General features: G+C 61.8%; 14 protein-coding genes. 12 read left to right on the forward strand and 2 right to left on the reverse strand.

From position 1 onward, the window contains the following. From HMPREF3175_RS03905 to pheT, 4 genes are all read left to right on the forward strand, one after another. Positions 1–319 (forward strand): hypothetical protein (locus HMPREF3175_RS03905; RefSeq protein WP_176745125.1); only part of this gene is annotated, 319 nt, incomplete at its 5' end. A 223-nt stretch (positions 320–542) separates the two neighbouring features. Continuing rightward, positions 543–1,364 (forward strand): hypothetical protein, encoded by an 822-nt coding sequence (locus HMPREF3175_RS03910; RefSeq protein ID WP_070490738.1) that lies wholly within the window; start codon positions 543–545, stop codon positions 1,362–1,364. 42 nt (positions 1,365–1,406) lie between these two features. Then, positions 1,407–2,546, forward strand: coding sequence for a phenylalanine--tRNA ligase subunit alpha (pheS, locus tag HMPREF3175_RS03915; protein ID WP_083289383.1), 1,140 nt, complete (start codon positions 1,407–1,409; stop codon positions 2,544–2,546). 3 nt (positions 2,547–2,549) lie between these two features. Next, the gene (gene pheT, locus HMPREF3175_RS03920) at positions 2,550–5,096 is read left to right on the forward strand and encodes a phenylalanine--tRNA ligase subunit beta (protein ID WP_070490739.1); all 2,547 of its coding nucleotides are present in this window, start codon (positions 2,550–2,552) and stop codon (positions 5,094–5,096) included. Positions 5,097–5,209: 113 nt separating this feature from the next. On the opposite strand, the gene HMPREF3175_RS03925 is transcribed toward pheT, so the two are convergent. Continuing rightward, entirely contained in the window at positions 5,210–6,175 is a 966-nt protein-coding gene (locus HMPREF3175_RS03925) for a quinone oxidoreductase family protein (protein WP_070490740.1), read from the reverse strand. 155 nt (positions 6,176–6,330) lie between these two features. Here HMPREF3175_RS03925 and argC point away from each other — a divergent pair, with 155 nt between their 5' ends. The 6 genes from argC to argR all read left to right on the forward strand — a co-directional run bounded on the left by argC (position 6,331) and on the right by argR (position 12,573). Next, positions 6,331–7,362 carry an N-acetyl-gamma-glutamyl-phosphate reductase gene (argC, locus tag HMPREF3175_RS03930; protein WP_070490765.1) on the forward strand — a complete coding sequence of 344 codons (1,032 nt, stop codon included), beginning with the start codon at positions 6,331–6,333 and terminating at the stop codon, positions 7,360–7,362. Further along, positions 7,362–8,585 carry a bifunctional glutamate N-acetyltransferase/amino-acid acetyltransferase ArgJ gene (gene argJ, locus HMPREF3175_RS03935; protein ID WP_083289384.1) on the forward strand — a complete coding sequence of 408 codons (1,224 nt, stop codon included), beginning with the start codon at positions 7,362–7,364 and terminating at the stop codon, positions 8,583–8,585. The genes argC and argJ overlap by 1 nt, the downstream gene beginning before the upstream one ends. A 126-nt stretch (positions 8,586–8,711) precedes the next feature. After that, positions 8,712–9,638 carry an acetylglutamate kinase gene (gene argB / locus HMPREF3175_RS03940; protein WP_070490767.1) on the forward strand — a complete coding sequence of 309 codons (927 nt, stop codon included), beginning with the start codon at positions 8,712–8,714 and terminating at the stop codon, positions 9,636–9,638. A 48-nt stretch (positions 9,639–9,686) separates the two neighbouring features. Continuing rightward, a complete protein-coding gene (locus tag HMPREF3175_RS03945; protein ID WP_275435945.1) occupies positions 9,687–11,003 on the forward strand; it encodes an acetylornithine transaminase in 1,317 nt (438 codons plus the stop codon). Continuing rightward, the gene (gene argF / locus HMPREF3175_RS03950; RefSeq protein ID WP_070490742.1) at positions 11,000–11,971 is read left to right on the forward strand and encodes an ornithine carbamoyltransferase; all 972 of its coding nucleotides are present in this window, start codon (positions 11,000–11,002) and stop codon (positions 11,969–11,971) included. The genes HMPREF3175_RS03945 and argF overlap by 4 nt, the downstream gene beginning before the upstream one ends. Next, positions 11,968–12,573: an arginine repressor gene (gene argR / locus HMPREF3175_RS03955; RefSeq protein WP_083289385.1), complete on the forward strand. Its 606-nt coding sequence runs from the start codon at positions 11,968–11,970 to the stop codon at positions 12,571–12,573. Before argF ends, argR begins: the two co-directional genes overlap by 4 nt. 42 nt (positions 12,574–12,615) lie before the next feature. Here argR and HMPREF3175_RS10355 read toward each other — a convergent pair whose 3' ends face one another. Then, complete coding sequence (locus HMPREF3175_RS10355; RefSeq protein WP_218078873.1) at positions 12,616–13,149, reverse strand: ankyrin repeat domain-containing protein; 534 nt, start codon at positions 13,147–13,149, stop codon at positions 12,616–12,618. A 122-nt stretch (positions 13,150–13,271) separates the two neighbouring features. Between HMPREF3175_RS10355 and argH the strand changes: the two genes are divergently transcribed. Together argH and HMPREF3175_RS03970 are read left to right on the forward strand one after the other, a co-directional pair. Then, positions 13,272–14,744 (forward strand): argininosuccinate lyase, encoded by a 1,473-nt coding sequence (argH, locus tag HMPREF3175_RS03965; protein WP_070490743.1) that lies wholly within the window; start codon positions 13,272–13,274, stop codon positions 14,742–14,744. A 25-nt stretch (positions 14,745–14,769) separates the two neighbouring features. Beyond that, positions 14,770–15,396 (forward strand): adenine phosphoribosyltransferase, encoded by a 627-nt coding sequence (locus HMPREF3175_RS03970; RefSeq protein WP_256276268.1) that lies wholly within the window; start codon positions 14,770–14,772, stop codon positions 15,394–15,396. The last annotated feature ends 87 nt before the right edge of the window (positions 15,397–15,483 follow it).

The following is a 15,483-nucleotide window of genomic DNA, read 5'->3' on the forward strand; positions in this document are numbered from 1 at the left end:
GCCGATCGCGGAAGCGAACGTCAGCGGGAGAGTCAACGGGAACACGGTGACGTGGTCGAGCGATAACTTCGCCGAGGCAATGGAGGGCGTCGAGATTCAACCGATGATGAACGAAGCCGACGGGAAAACGCTCACCGCTGAAACCCGTCCCGCAACCACGGTTGATCAGACACCGATCTGGCTCTCAGCTGTGATCTTCGTGCTCGGTGTCATCGCGGCCGCTCTGATGGTTGCTCTGGCCGTCACTCCAAGAAAGAAAGCATCGAAGCCGGACACCGGAGCGGACACCGGGGCCGATGCCGCTGAGGGCAACGCATAAGCGAGGACGTGACCCGTTTGCGCCCGTTTCCATCCGTCCTACTCCCGTTCGCGGCACCTTCTCTTGAAGCAGTGGCGGGGGACTTGCCGCAATGTGCTTTCTATAAACATGGCGGCACCAATTAAGCTATATATGGCCGTCCCCTATGGAGCTGCCTGGCTGTGGCCTTGAAGCGCCTAGCCACGCAGTGTCCAGCCTCAGCCGTCGAACAAAGTAGGAGATTATGAAGTTCACCAAATCTTTCCGTGCAATGACCGCGGCACTTTTCGCCGGCGCTATGGTGCTGACTGGTTGCTCTGCCGGAGGTGATGGCGCATCGAATGCAAAGCCTGAGGTGAATAAATTCACGTACGATGTCGAGCTCGAGGCCGACGGCCGGACTCCGGACAAGCTCGAGGGGAATGTAAATGTGCAGCTTGAGCTGACCGAAAAGATGCTGCAGGAACAGCGCAAGACGGGCGGGGACGATAAGTTCTCGGCTAAAGCCCAGCTTGAGAGGGTCAAGCAGGTGCTGGCTTCACGGGTCGGCATTGATGAGAAGAAACTGAAGGTCGTCGAGAAATCGGAGCAGGACGCGCACCTGATCGCAGAAGACCTCACAATGCAAGAGGTCACCGATCTCGTCGCGGTTCAGGCCGAGTACACCAGTGATGGAACATATGTCGCGCAGGTGTATCCGATGGTTATTGCCGGCAACCAGCAGCAGGGTACCGTTGCAGAGCTCAACGTGACTCTGCCAGCGGCGATCACTGAGGCGAATACCGGTGGCCAGATTAACGGCAACACTGCCACATGGACTACCGAGAACCTTGAAGAAGCTGTCAAGGCGAATGAGGCTCCGGAGTTTCTCACCGCTGAAACCCGTCCCGCAACCACGGTTGATCAGACACCGATCTGGCTCTCAGCTGTGATCTTCGTGCTCGGTGTCATCGCGGCCGCTCTGATGGTTGCTCTGGCCGTCATTCCAAGCAAGAAGACGTCTAAGTCGTCAAATACCGCGAAGCCAAACACCGCGGGCACCGATGCTGCTGAGGGGAACGCGTAAGCGCCACCGTTGCTTTCATATAGATAGGACTGAGTGACATCCATGGAGAAAGAAACTGCTGTGCCAGAGCCTCCAGCGCAAGAAAACACGGTGCTAGAAAACACGGCGCAAGAAAAACCAGCGCAGGCAACGGTAGAGGTTCCTCCGGTTCCGCACCCGACTGATGAAGCGGCAGTTGAGGCCGTGGTTGCAGCCGCGTTGACGGCGTTCGAGAAGGCAGGCGATCTTGACGAGCTGAAAGCCGCACGCCTGGCTCACCTGGGTGACAAAGCGCCGATCACGCTTGCTAACCGCGGCATCGGCAAGCTCGAAAATAAAGACAAAGCAACCGCCGGCAAGCTGCTCGGTGGCGCCAAGGGCCGCATCAACAAGGCGTTGGCGGCACGCACCGAGGTTCTCGAGGCGGAGCGTGCGGCCCGTCGCTTGCGTGAAGAGACCGTGGATGTCACGGCTCAGCCGCGCCGCACCGTCTTAGGCGCACGCCACCCGCTCTCGCTTCTGCAGGAGCGCGTTTCGGACGTGTTCGTCGGCATGGGATGGGAGATCGCCGAGGGCCCCGAGGTTGAATCCGAGTGGTACAACTTCGATGCGCTGAACTTTGACCAGGACCACCCGGCACGCGAAATGCAGGACACGTTCTTCGTGGATCCGCCGTCCCAGCACCTGGTTTTGCGCACCCACACCTCGCCGGTTCAGGTGCGTTCGATGCTGGACCGCGAGGTCCCGATCTATGTTCTGTGCCCGGGCCGCACGTTCCGCACCGATGAGCTGGATGCGACCCACACCCCGGTTTTCCATCAGTTCGAGGGCCTCGCGGTGGACAAGGGGCTCACGATGGCGGACCTCAAAGGCACGCTCGAGCACTTCGCTCGCCAGATGTTCGGCGTGGAAGCGAAGATCCGCTTGCGTCCGTCCTACTTCCCGTTCACGGAGCCATCCGCTGAGCTGGACATTTGGCATCCGAACGCTAAGGGCGGCCCGCAGTGGATCGAATGGGGCGGCTGCGGCATGGTGCACCCGAACGTTCTGCGTTCCGGCGGCATCGACCCGGACGTGTACTCGGGTTTCGCGTTCGGTATGGGTGTTGAACGCACCCTGATGTTCCGCAACATGGTCCCTGACATGCACGACATGATCGAGGGCGATATCCGCTTCAGCCAGCACTTCGGGATGGAGATCTAAGCAATGCGTATTCCACTTTCTTGGTTGCGTGAGTTCACCGAACTGCCTGAGGGTGCTCGCGCGGAAGACCTCATGAACGATGTGGTCCGTGTTGGCCTCGAGGAAGAGGCCGTTCACCGTCCCCTCGATGAGCTGACCGGCCCGATCGTTGTCGGTCAGGTGCTGACCCGCGAGCCTGAAGAGCAGAAGAACGGTAAGACGATTAACTGGTGCTCGGTGCGTGTTGTGCCGGAAGGTCAGGAGCAGACGTTGACGGGCGAAGGCATCGATCCGTCCGGTGTTCAGGGGATCGTGTGTGGCGCCCACAATTTCGATGTGGGGGACAAGGTCGTCGTGACCTTGCCTGGCGCTGTGTTGCCGGGAGACTTCCGCATCAGCCCGCGCAAGACCTACGGCCACGTTTCGGCCGGCATGATGGCTTCGGCGCGCGAGCTCGGCTTGGGCGATGACCACGATGGCATCCTCGTGTTCTCCGACCTCGGCCTGGACCCGGAGATCGGCCAGGACGCGCTCCCGTTGCTCGGCTTCACGGATGAAGCCGCTGAAATCAACGTGACCCCGGACCGCGGCTACTGCTTCTCGATCCGCGGCGTAGCCCGCGAATACGCGTTGGCCACCGGCACATCGTTCACCGACCCGGCATCCAAGGTCACCGTGGCCGCGCCGACCGAGGCCGAAGTTGAGACCCGCATCGAGGATCAAGCGCCGATCCGCGGCGTCCAGGGCTGCACGCGCTTCGTGACCCGCGTCGTCACCGACATCGACCCGGAAGCGACCACCCCGAGCTGGATGGCTGAGCGTTTGCGTCTTGCGGGCATGCGTCCGGTCTCGCTTCCGGTGGACATATCCAACTACGTGATGTGGGAGCTTGGGCAACCGACCCACTGCTATGACCGCGATAAGCTCACCGGCGGCATCACAGTGCGCCGCGCCGAGGCAGGCGAGAAGCTCGTGACGCTGGATGAGAAGGAACGCGAACTCAACCCTGAAGACCTCGTGATCGCGGACGAATCCGGTGCGATCGGCATCGCCGGCGTCATGGGTGGCGCCTCCACCGAGGTAACGGATGAGACCCGCACGATCGTGATTGAGGCCGCGAACTTCGACCCCGTCAGCACGGGTCGTAGCCGTCGCCGCCATAAGCTGCCGTCCGAGGCCGCTAAGCGCAACGAGCGCGGCGTGGACTGGGATATGGCGTCTGTGGCTGCTCAACGCGTCGTGGACCTGCTGGTTGAGCTCGCGGGTGGCCGCGACACCGGCACAGGCTCCGATGTGGGCGAACGCCCAGAGCCAACGCTCATCCACGTTCCGGCTCACTACCCGGCTGAGCGCGTCGGCATCGAATACACCGAGGAACAGGTCGCATCCGCGCTCGAAGGCGTGGGCTGCGAACTCAACCGCACCGATGACGGCTGGGACGTCACCGTCCCGCTGTGGCGCCCGGACATGACCATCGCCGACGACGTCGTCGAAGAGATCGCTCGCGTGGTCGGCTACGAGAACATCCCTTCCGCGATCCCGGTTCCACCGCCAGGCCGCGGGCTGACCGTGGCTCAACGCAGCCGCCGCCGCATCAGCGATGCGCTCGCCGGCGCCGGGATGACCGAGGTGCTTGCGTACCCGTTCGTGTCGCATGCACAGAACGCTGCGTTCGGTTCGGCTGAGGCCGATGCCGAGGTTGAGGCAGTGCGCCTCGCTAACCCGGTGTCTTCCGAATACGGGTGGATGCGTTTATCGCTTCTGCCGGGGCTCATTGAGATCGCGCGCCGCAACAACGGCCGCGGGTTCCGTGACCTCGCACTGTTCGAGGGCGGGCTTGTGTTCTTGCCAGCCGAGAAGCAGGGCCCGGTCGAGTTGCCTGCGGGCGGGGAGCGCCCATCGGCGGATGTGCTCGCGGAGCTGAACGCGACCGTCCCGCTTCAGCCGTGGCGCATCGCCTCTGTCATGGTCGGTAAGGCCTCCCGCGCGGTTCTCGGCGAGACCGAACGCGCGTGGGACTGGGCCGATGCGATCGATGCCGCGCGCCTCGTCGCTGACACGTTGGGTGTTGAGCTCGTGGTCCGCCAGGGCAGCCACCACTCGTTCCACCCTGGCCGTGCCGCGCGTCTTGAGACGAAGGAAGGACAGCTCGTGGGCTGGGCCGGGGAACTTCACCCTGACTGGCTGGCCTCCCAGGACCTGCCGGAGCGCATGGTCGCGATGGAGCTGGATGCTGAGGCGTTGATCAACCGGATGCCGGAAGCCGTGATCGCTGAGCCGCTCACGACGTTCCCTGCCGCTACGCAGGATGTTGCGTTGACGTTGGCGGCGGATATCCCTGCCGCCGATGTCCTCGAGACGTTGCGTGAGGGTGCCGGCGAGCTGCTGGAGCACATCGAACTGTTCGATGACTACCGCGGCAAGGGTATCGAAGAAGGCCAGAAGTCGCTCGCGTTCGGTATGCGTTTCCGCTCCGCTGACAGGACGCTGACAGCCGACGAGGCCTCCGAAGCCCGCCAAGCGGCAGTGCAGCTGGCGGCCGAGAAATACGGGGCCCAACTGCGCGGTTAGCGTGGCGAACGGCTAGTGAAGTAAGCAGCTAATGCAGCGAACAGAGCTGAGGGGCGGTGCCGTGTGGCATCGCCCCTCACATGTCTGTATTGGATCAGTACGTTTGCGTTGGATTAGATGGTGAGCACGAGTTTGCCGGTTGTCTTGCCGCTTTCGAGGTCGGCGTGGGCTTGGGCGGCGTCGGCGAGGTCGTAGGTGCCTCCGATGCTGACCTCGAGTTCACCGTCGGCGAGCATCCCGAATACATCGTTGGCCCGCCACTGGAGCTCTTCGACGGTGAGGCAGTAGTGAGCCAGTGACGGGCGGCAAACGCTGATCGAGCCTTGGGCGTTCAGACGTTGTAAGTCGAAGGGAGGAACCTGTCCGGATGCGCCTCCGAAGAGCACGAGCATCCCGCGGGTCCGCAGGCTTGCCAGTGAGTTGTCAAACGTGTCTTTCCCGACGCCGTCGTAGGCGACATCCACGCCGCGGCCATCGGTAACCTCCAGGACCTTCTGAGGCACTTCATCGTATTTGAGTACGTAGTCCGCGCCCTTGGATTTCGCGATCGCGGCTTTCTCGTCACTAGAGGTTGTGGTGATCACGGTCGCGCCCTTGGCTTTGAGCATCTGCGTCATGAGCCCACCCACACCGCCGGCGCCAGCGGTCGTGAGAACCATATCGCCCTCTTGGACGTTATAGGTCGAGTTGATGAGGTAGTGGCTCGTGAAGCCCTGCAACGGTAACGCTGCCGCGGTCGTGAGGTCGAGCCCGTCCGGGATGCGCGCGAGCTTGCTCTCCTCAACGAGCATGTATTCGGAATAAGACCCGCGCCCACCTGCGGTCGCGACAGCATCCCCAACCGAGAAGTTAGTCACACCCGGCCCTATCGCGGCCACGGTACCAGCACCCTCGCTGCCGGGAATGAACGGCAGATCCACGGAATAGACGCCGCTACGCTGATACGTCTCGATGAAGTTCACGCCTGCGGCAGCGACCTTGATCAGAACCTGGTTTTCGCCTGGCTCGGGAACCTCGATGTCGGTGAGGGCGAGGACCTCGGGGCCTCCGGTGTGTGTCATCTGGATCGCGCGGGCCATGCTGGCCTCCTTTGCATATTCTTCGGTTCGTGTTCGTCGCGCTCGGATCGCGCTGAGCTCAACGTTTATAGCGGGGTGGAGGTAGGGATCATTCCCGGCCCGTCATCATTGCATAACTATTCGTTGGAGTGAATATGGCGGCGTATCATGTGCTTATGACGTATTCGGTAGCGGTTTCTGGAGCCACAGGTTACGCCGGCGGCGAGGTTTTGCGCCTGCTCACCCAACATCCACATGTCAGCATTGGCGCAGTCACGGCGCATTCGAGCGCAGGGGAGCGGTTGGGTGTTTCGCAGCCGCACTTGCGTTCGTTGGTAGAGAGGGTGGTTGAACCCACGAACGCTGAAACCCTCGCAGGTCACGATGTGGTGTTCCTAGCGTTGCCGCACGGAGCTTCCGCCGAGATCGCTGAGCAGCTTGGCGAGGACGTGTTGGTGATCGATGCGGCAGCGGATCACCGCCTCGAAGACCCAGTTGCCTGGGAGAAGTTCTATGGAAGTGAACATGCTGGCTCGTGGCCGTATGGCCTGCCTGAGCTACCGGGTCACCGCGAGAGGCTTCGCGGCACCAAGCGCATCGCGGTACCTGGCTGCTATCCGACCTCAGCGCAGCTGGCACTCGCCCCGGGGATGGCGGCGGGGCTCCTAGAACCGCAGGATGTTGTCATTGTTGCGGCCTCCGGCACCTCAGGAGCCGGCAAGTCCCTCAAACCGCATCTGCTGGGTGCGGAGACGATGGGCGGGATGAGCCCGTACGGCGTCGGTGGGATGCATCGGCACACCCCGGAGATCGAACAAGGCCTGAGCGCGTTAGCCGGTGAACCTGTCCAGATTTCTTTCACACCAACGCTGGCCCCAATGCCGCGTGGAATCCTCACCACGGCCACCGCCCGCGTCAAGCCCGGCGTGAGCGCAGAGCAACTGCGTGAGGCCTGGGTGAACATGTATCAAAACGAGCGGTTTGTGCATGTTCTGCCTGAAGGTCAGTGGCCGCACACCAAAAACGTTGCAGGCTCGAACCATGTTGAGATGCAGCTGGCCTTCGATGCGCACGCCGGCCGCGTCATCGTGACCGCGGTGGTGGACAACCTGACCAAGGGGACCGCAGGGGGTGCGGTTCAGTCGATGAACCTTGCGCTCGGCTTGGAAGAACATGCTGGTTTGCAGCAGGAAGGTATGGCTCCGTAATGAGCAAACATGTCAGCGTTGAACCGCTTCCGGAATACACCTCAGCAGATGCCGCCCGCGAGCTCGCGGGCGTGACGGCCGCGAAGGGTTTCCGGGCCTCGGGCGTCACCGCAGGTTTGAAGCCTTCAGGTAAGCCAGATGTTGCGTTGGTTGTCAATGACGGCCCGGACTATGTAGCCGCGGGCGTGTTCACGACTAACCGCGTGTGCGCGGCCCCGGTGCGTGTTTCGCGTGCCGCGCTGGAACGCAACCGTTCTGCGCACGCGATGGTTTTGAACTCGGGTGGCGCGAACGCGTGCACTGGTCAGCAGGGGCTCGCGGATGCGTTGGCTACCCGTCAGCACGTCTCGGACCTGTTGGGTTGTGAGCCTGACCAGGTTCAGGTCGCCTCCACCGGCATGATCGGTGTCCTGCTCCCGATGGATACCTTGTTAGCCGGCACGGATGACGCGTTCAAGCAGCTATCGGTTGATGGTGGGGCGGATGCGGCCCACGCGATCATGACCACCGACACCGTCGCCAAGCAGGCTCAGGTGAGTGCCGAGGCCGGCTACACGATCGGCGGGATGGCCAAGGGCGCCGGGATGTTGGCGCCGGGACTCGCGACGATGCTCGTGTGCATCACAACCGATGCGGTGATCGAGCAGCACAGGCTTGAAGCCGCACTGCAGCAAGCTGTCGAAGTGTCCTTCAACCGGGCTGACTCGGATGGTTGCATGTCCACGAATGACACCGTGCTGATCATGAGCTCAGGCGCATCCGGTGTCAAGGCGGATGAGGAATTCGAGCAGTTGCTCGCCTCCCTCTGCGTAGACCTTGCACGCCAGCTGCTCAGCGACGCGGAAGGTGCAAGCCACGACATCGCCGTCACAACCATCAACGCAGCCTCCGAGGCCGATGCACTCGAAGTCTCCCGCGCGGTGGCGCGCTCCAACCTCTTCAAGACCGCGATCTTCGGCAACGACCCGAACTGGGGCCGCGTGGTCTCCGAGGTCGGCACCACACAAGCCGCCTTCGAACCCGAGAACCTCAGCGTGGCCATGAACGGCGTCTGGGTTGCCCGCAACGGCGGGGTAGGGGACTCCCGCGAGCTCGTGGACCTATCAGCCCAACGCGACGTGCACGTCGAAATCGACCTGCACGCAGGTGAGGCAACAGCGACGATCTGGACCAACGACCTCACCCACGACTACGTCGAAGAAAACTCCGCCTACTCAACCTAAGCTCACCGCACCCGTCGCTACCGCCACCTCAACCGATAAGGAAACCTCGTGAGCACCCCAGACCCCGGCCCACAAGACCCAGCCCAACAGAACCCGGCACCGCAGACGTCGTCGATCAAGACACCGATCAATCAGCGTTCCCAAGCGGAACGGCTCGCGCTCGCCGCCCGCAAAGCGGAGGCGCTGGTTGAGGCTCTGCCGTGGATTCAGCGTTTCGCTGGAACGCGCATGGTCATCAAGTATGGCGGCAACGCGATGATCAATGACCAGTTGCGGGAAGCGTTCGCTCAAGACATCGTGTTTCTGCATCACATGGGTGTTCATCCGGTCGTGGTTCATGGGGGTGGGCCGCAGATCAACGCGATGCTGGACCGTCTGGGTGTCGAGTCTGAATTCCGTGGCGGCCTGCGGGTCACGACCTCGGAGACCATGGATATTGTGCGGATGGTCTTGACGGGGCAGGTGGGCCGCGAGCTGGTGGGTTTGATCAACTCGCATGGACGGTATGCCGTGGGGCTTTCGGGCGAGGACGGTCAGTTGCTGCGTGCCAGCCGTCGCGGCACGGTGGTTGATGGTCACGAGGTCGATTTGGGGCTTGTGGGGGAGGTGACCGGTGTTGATCCGAGCGCTGTCGAGGACCTGATCGATGCTGGCCGTATCCCTGTGATCTCAACGGTCGCCCCGGAGATCGATGTGTGGGGCCAGCCAACGGGCGAGGTCCTCAATGTGAATGCCGATACGGCCGCCGCGGCTCTTGCTGGCGCGTTGGGTGCCTCCAAGCTCGTGATCCTCACGGATGTTGAGGGGCTATACGCGAATTGGCCGGATAAGGATTCGCTGATTTCTTCGCTGACCGTCAGCGAGTTGGTTGAACTGTTGCCTTCGCTGGAGTCGGGGATGATCCCTAAGATGACAGCGTGTTTGGCGGCGATCGAGGCTGGGGTGTCTCGCGCGCACATCGTGGATGGGCGGAAACCGCACAGCATGATGTTGGAGATTTTCACGTCCGCTGGCGTTGGTACGCAGGTGGTTCCGAACGGTGAGGAGGGCTGAAACGTGAGTGTTGAAGATTACGATGCGGTAGCGCAGTCAGCGTTGGCGCTGGCTCAGGAGGCGAGCGGCTCCCATAGCGCGGCTTCGGAGACGGGCGAGACCAATGAGAGCCTTTTGGGACGCTACAAGGAAAGCCTCATGGGTGTGTTCGGCAGGCCGCAGCGCCCTCTGGTGCGTGGGCGGGGCTCGTATGTGTGGGATGCCGACGGTAAACAGTACTTGGATTTGTTGGCCGGTATCGCAGTCAACGCTTTGGGGCATGGGCACCCTGATGTGGTGCGTGCCGTGTCTGAGCAGATCTCCGCGTTGGGGCATGTCTCCAACTTCTTCACATCTCCTGCGCAGGTGGCGCTGGCCGAGAAGATTTTGAAATTGGCCCAAGCGCCTTCCGGATCTGCCGTGTTTTTCACTAATTCGGGTACTGAATCCAATGAGGCGGCGTTCAAGCTGGCCCGCCGCAATGCCGGCACTGATGAGAAGCCGCGGACCCGCATCGTGGCTTTGAAGCAGGGTTTCCACGGCCGCACGATGGGTGCGTTGTCTATGACGTGGAAGCCGGCCTACCGTGCTCCGTTTGAGCCGCTGGTACCGGGCGTTGAGTGGATTGAGCCGGGTGATGTTGATGCGCTCACAGAGGCGGTGGATGAGACGGTTCAGGCCGTGATTGTTGAACCGATTCAGGGTGAGGCCGGGGTGCGTGAGCTTCCCGAGGGCTATCTTGAGGAGGTCCGTAGACTGACCCGTGAGCACGGGGCGTTGATGATCGTCGATGAGGTGCAGACCGGTATTGCTCGCACAGGCGAGTGGTTTGCTTCGCTATCGCGCGTCACTCCGGATGCGATGACGTTGGCTAAGGGCCTCGGTGGCGGTATGCCGTTGGGTGCTTTGGTCACGTTCGGTGAAGAGAATTCGAAGCGTTTGAGCGCAGGCCAGCACGGGACGACCTTTGGCGGTAACCCGGTCGCTACCGCGGCGGGGCTCGCGGTCCTGGAGGCTCTGGAGTCTGAAGGGATCCTGGCCCATGTCAAAGAAACGGGTGCATGGCTTGCCGAACAACTTGGGCAGCTACCTGAGGTGGAGTCTGTTCACGGTAAGGGTTTGCTGCTCGGTGTCGAGGTGGGCGAGGGGATCGCACCCCACATGGTCCGCGTCGGGCTTGATGCCGGTTTCATCATCAACGCAACCGGACCATCGACGGTCCGCTTGGCTCCGCCGCTGAACATCTCCCGCGATGAGCTACAGACATTCCTTGAGGCGTTCCCGCAGATTCACGCTGAAGCACAGTTTCACGCTGAAGCCGCGAAAGCGCGCGAACAAGAAGGCACAGGTGAGGACGATACCCAGAAAGAAGGCCAGCAAGCATGAGTTCGGTACGTCACTTCTTGAAAGACACAGACCTGAGCCCTCAGGAACAGAACCGGGTTCTGGATATGGCTGAGCGCCTGAAAGCTCAGCGGTGGTCTCGTTCTCCGTTGGCGGGCCCGCAGACTGTCGCCGTGATTTTCGATAAGACCTCAACCCGTACGCGGCTCTCGTTCGCGACCGGGGTCGCTGACTTGGGCGGGCACGCGCTTATCATCAACCCGGGTGAGGCACAGATGGGGCATAAGGAAACCATTGAGGATTCGGCGAAGGTTTTCTCCCGCATGGTTGCTGCCGTTGTGTGGCGTACGTTCGCCCACGCGGACATCGAGGAGTTCGCGGCGCACGCGAGCATCCCGGTCGTGAACTCCCTGACCGATGACTACCATCCATGCCAGATCCTCGCTGACCTGCTGACCATCCGAGAACACAAAGGGAAAACCGCCGGCTTGAGCATCGCCTACCTTGGCGATGCCGCTAACAACATGGCGAACTCGTATCTTTTGGGGTGCGTGACCGCGGGTATGCACGTGCGGATCGCAGGTCCTGAAGGCTATCTTCCGGCCGCGGACGTTGTGGCGGAGGCGCAGAAACGCACGGAAGAAACCGGCGGCAGCGTAATGGTGACAACTGATCCGGTCGAAGCGTTGAAAGACGCCGACGTGGTGGCCACAGACACCTGGATCTCGATGGGGCAGGAAGATGAGAAAGAGCAGCGGCTCAAGCTGTTCACAGACTACGCGGTCGATGATGCCGCGATGAGCCACGCTGCCGCGGACGCGATCGTGTTGCACTGCTTGCCGGCCTACCGCGGTTTCGAGATCTCCGAGTCGGTGATCGACGGGCCGCAGTCGGTGGTGTTCGATGAGGCAGAGAACCGTCTTCACGCCCAGAAGGCTCTCTTGACGTTCTTGCTGGATGAATCCGGCCTGGCGGCGGACACGCCGAAAGACCAGGAGGGAACCGCATGAGCGAGACGGCACATTCCTCCGCGGGCTCCGTACACAGTTCCTCGGGCTCCGCACACAGCTCAGCGGCGGGGCTGAAGACCCCAACCCAGTTGACCACCAAGACAGCCCGGCAGGCGCGTATCCGCGAGATCCTCAGTACCGCGTCGGTGGGTTCGCAGGCCGAGCTGGTCAACATTCTTGCTGACGAGGGTTTCCACGTCTCACAAGGAACGCTCTCACGCGACCTTTTGGATGTTGGCGCTGTGCGCGTGCGTGGGGCCAACGGTACGGGATACGTGTACCGTTTGTTGGCTGATGGTGAGGACCCCGCCGCGTTGAGCCGCCCACACGCGAGTGCTGCGGGGGAACCGGAAGCGTGGGGTGGCAAGCTCGCTCAGCTGTGCACCCAACTACTGGTCGCAGCTGATTCGAGCGCGAACATGGCGGTTCTCCACACCCCGCCAGGGGCCGCGAATTTCTTGGCGCAAGCGATCGACCGCGCCGCTATCCCTCTGATTCTGGGGACGGTGGCAGGCGACGATACGGTGTTAGTGATCACGCGTGACCCGCACGGCGGGGATGATGTGGCCCGCCGATTCCTCGAGATCGCAGGCGCGATATAGACGCGGCGGGAGCCTGATAGCTAGCCCGCTTGCGCTCGCCGACTACTCGGGTGAGCCCTCCAACAGCGGTAGTAGCGCTGTTTGGTCGAAGGTTTTCGCGGCATCGATAGCGTTGGGTGTTCCCGCATCGGGCCGTGCGCCGCGTTCCAGAAGCGCGCGCACGAGTGGCTCGTCACCGCGGAACACGGCGCACGTGAGGGCTGACTGATTCGACTGATTGAGGTAGTTGACCTCGGCGCCGGCCTCGTCGATGAGCGCGAGCGCGAGCTCGCTCTGGCCTGAATAGGCGGCAAGGATCAAAAACGTGTCGCCGCGGCTGTTCTGGATTTCAGCCGGAATACCCTGCTTGACGTATTCGACCAGCAACATGTCGCCCTCACGGGCCATGTCGAAGAGCTTGTTGAGGAACTCGACCTGTTCATCACTCAACGCCGGCCCGGTGCCACCAACGTGTGGTGGCGCGGCGATTGCTGCTTCGAAGTCCGTTCCGGAGCGGCGGCGCGGATCAGCCGGGTGCAGGGGCTGTGCATCGCCTGGCTGCGCGTCGTTTTGGTGTGCATCGTGGGTTCCACTCATAGGCAACATCTTAACGAAGCCTGGATGGCTCCGTGTCTTTGAACAGTCATAGACGGGGTGGCCATAGATAGAATGGACGGCGGTGCTTTGCGCCCGCAACCCGGCCTTTCAAGGAGTAATACATGACGGCAGAACAGAACGCAGCGCCTCACGGCACGAATGAGGGGTCGTTGTGGGGTGGTCGTTTCGCTGATGGCCCGTCGGATGCGATGGCCGCGTTGAGTAAGTCAACGCATTTCGATTGGCGTTTGGCTCGCTATGACATTGCCGGTTCGAAGGCGCATGCGCACGTTCTGCACCGCGCAGGCCTGTTGAGTGATGATGAGCTCGATGGCATGCTCACTGGCCTTGAGAAGCTGGATGCGGACGTGGTTTCGGGCGCGTATCAGCCGGCTTTAAGCGATGAGGATGTTCACGGTTCCCTCGAGCGTGGCCTGATTGAGCGTACCGGCGCGGAACTGGGTGGGAAGTTGCGTGCGGGGCGTTCGCGTAACGATCAGATCGCAACGCAAGGCCGCATGTTTTTGCGTGACCACGCCCGTTTGATTGCTCGCGGGGTTGTGGATGTTATCGATGCGTTGATTCAGCAGGCGCAAGCGCATCCGTATGCGCCGATGCCGGGGCGTACGCATCTGCAGCATGCTCAGCCAATCTTGTTGAGCCATCATCTGTTGGCGCACGCGTGGGCTCTGTTGCGTGATGTAGAGCGTCTGCGTGACTGGGATGAGCGCGCTAATGTTTCGGCGTATGGTTCTGGGGCACTGGCGGGGAACACGTTGGGGCTGGACCCTAACCGGGTAGCCGCGGATCTAGGGTTCGCCTCCGCTACGTGGAACTCGTTGGATGGTACGGCTTCGCGTGATGTGTATGCGGAGTTCGCGTGGGTGTGCGCGATGATCGGGGTGGATCTATCGCGGATCTCTGAGGAGATCATTTTCTGGGCGACCAAGGAAGCGAACTTCGCGTTCTTGGATGACCGTTATTCGACGGGTTCCTCGATTATGCCGCAGAAGAAGAACCCGGATATCGCTGAGCTAGCTCGCGGTAAGACAGGCCGCCTGATCGGTGATCTGACGGGGTTGTTGGCCACACTGAAGGCTCTTCCGCTCGCGTATAACCGTGATCTGCAGGAAGATAAGGAACCGGTTTTCGATGCCGCGGACACCCTAGAGATTCTGTTGCCTGCGGTTTCCGGGATGATCGCTACGTTGCGTTTCAATACGGAGCGGATGGCTGAGCTGGCTCCGCAGGGTTTCGCCCTGGCTACTGACATTGCCGAGTGGCTGGTCAAGCAGGGCGTCCCGTTCCGTGTGGCTCACGAGCTGTCCGGGCAAGCGGTGTCTCTGGCCGAGTCGAAGGATTGCGAGCTGTGGGATCTCACCGATGAAGACTATGCCGGTATATCGGAAGCGATGACCCCGCAGATGCGTGAGGTCTTGTCCACGCGCGGCTCGCTCGAGGCTCGTTCTGGTCAGGGTGGCACGGCTCCGGATGCGGTGGCACGCCAGTTGGAGGCCCTCATCAAGTCGGTGCATCAGGTGCGTCAGTATGCTGACGGGCCGTTGCATTCCGATTCGTTTGGTCCGCGTGCGTAGAGTTTTTCAAGGAGTACACCTGTTGATGTCGAAGGATGCTGTCATGAGTCAGCCAGCGCAGATGCGTGAGAGAACGCAAGCGGGGGATGCGGCTAGTCAGCCGCGCAAGCCGGTGGAAGAACCGGTAGGGGAATCTATTGAGCAGCTGCTGGATCGTTTGTGTGCGATCATCCCGGACCACCCCGAGCCTGGCATCACGTTCCGTGATTTGACCCCGGTTTTCGCTGATGCTGAAGGGCTGCATCGGGTAGTGGATGCGTTAGCTGAGCCGTTCGCTGGTCAGTTCGATGCGGTGGCTGGTTTGGAAGCGCGTGGGTTCTTGTTGGCGTCCGCGGTCGCGTATGCCGCGGGTGTGGGCCTGATGACGGTGCGTAAGGGCGGCAAGCTCCCGCGTGAGGTGTATTCGCGGGAATATCAGCTGGAGTACGGCACTGCCTCCCTTGAGGTTCACCGTGACGCTTTGCCTAAGGGCGGCCGGGTCTTGTTAGTGGACGATGTGCTAGCCACCGGCGGCACCGCAGCTGCGGCGGCCTCATTGGTTGAGCAGGTCGGCGGCACCGTTGCTGGTGTTGCTGTGGTCTTAGAGTTGGATGGTTTGGGTGGCCGAGAGAAACTCGATCCGTGGAAGGTGCACGCTCTGCAGCGCGTCTGAACCGTAACCCACGGGTGCCGAACTCTCTGAAGCGGGTTCGGTGACACACGATAGAAGGTGGCCCGGTCGTCATACGACGACCGGGCC

This window comes from Arthrobacter sp. HMSC08H08, assembly GCF_001807575.1.
GTDB classification, from domain to species: domain Bacteria; phylum Actinomycetota; class Actinomycetes; order Actinomycetales; family Micrococcaceae; genus Pseudoglutamicibacter; species Pseudoglutamicibacter albus.

What these genes read in the sequence shown, in the direction of transcription:
- HMPREF3175_RS03910 (WP_070490738.1), top strand. Translation starts at nt 543, where the DNA reads ATGAAGTTCACCAAATCTTTCCGTGCAATGACCGCGGCACTTTTCGCC.
- pheS (WP_083289383.1), top strand. Translation starts at nt 1,407, where the DNA reads ATGGAGAAAGAAACTGCTGTGCCAGAGCCTCCAGCGCAAGAAAACACG.
- pheT (WP_070490739.1), top strand. Translation starts at nt 2,550, where the DNA reads ATGCGTATTCCACTTTCTTGGTTGCGTGAGTTCACCGAACTGCCTGAG.
- HMPREF3175_RS03925 (WP_070490740.1), bottom strand. Translation starts at nt 6,175, where the DNA reads ATGGCCCGCGCGATCCAGATGACACACACCGGAGGCCCCGAGGTCCTC.
- argC (WP_070490765.1), top strand. Translation starts at nt 6,331, where the DNA reads ATGACGTATTCGGTAGCGGTTTCTGGAGCCACAGGTTACGCCGGCGGC.
- argJ (WP_083289384.1), top strand. Translation starts at nt 7,362, where the DNA reads ATGAGCAAACATGTCAGCGTTGAACCGCTTCCGGAATACACCTCAGCA.
- argF (WP_070490742.1), top strand. Translation starts at nt 11,000, where the DNA reads ATGAGTTCGGTACGTCACTTCTTGAAAGACACAGACCTGAGCCCTCAG.
- argR (WP_083289385.1), top strand. Translation starts at nt 11,968, where the DNA reads ATGAGCGAGACGGCACATTCCTCCGCGGGCTCCGTACACAGTTCCTCG.
- HMPREF3175_RS10355 (WP_218078873.1), bottom strand. Translation starts at nt 13,149, where the DNA reads ATGAGTGGAACCCACGATGCACACCAAAACGACGCGCAGCCAGGCGAT.
- argH (WP_070490743.1), top strand. Translation starts at nt 13,272, where the DNA reads ATGACGGCAGAACAGAACGCAGCGCCTCACGGCACGAATGAGGGGTCG.
- HMPREF3175_RS03970 (WP_256276268.1), top strand. Translation starts at nt 14,770, where the DNA reads ATGTCGAAGGATGCTGTCATGAGTCAGCCAGCGCAGATGCGTGAGAGA.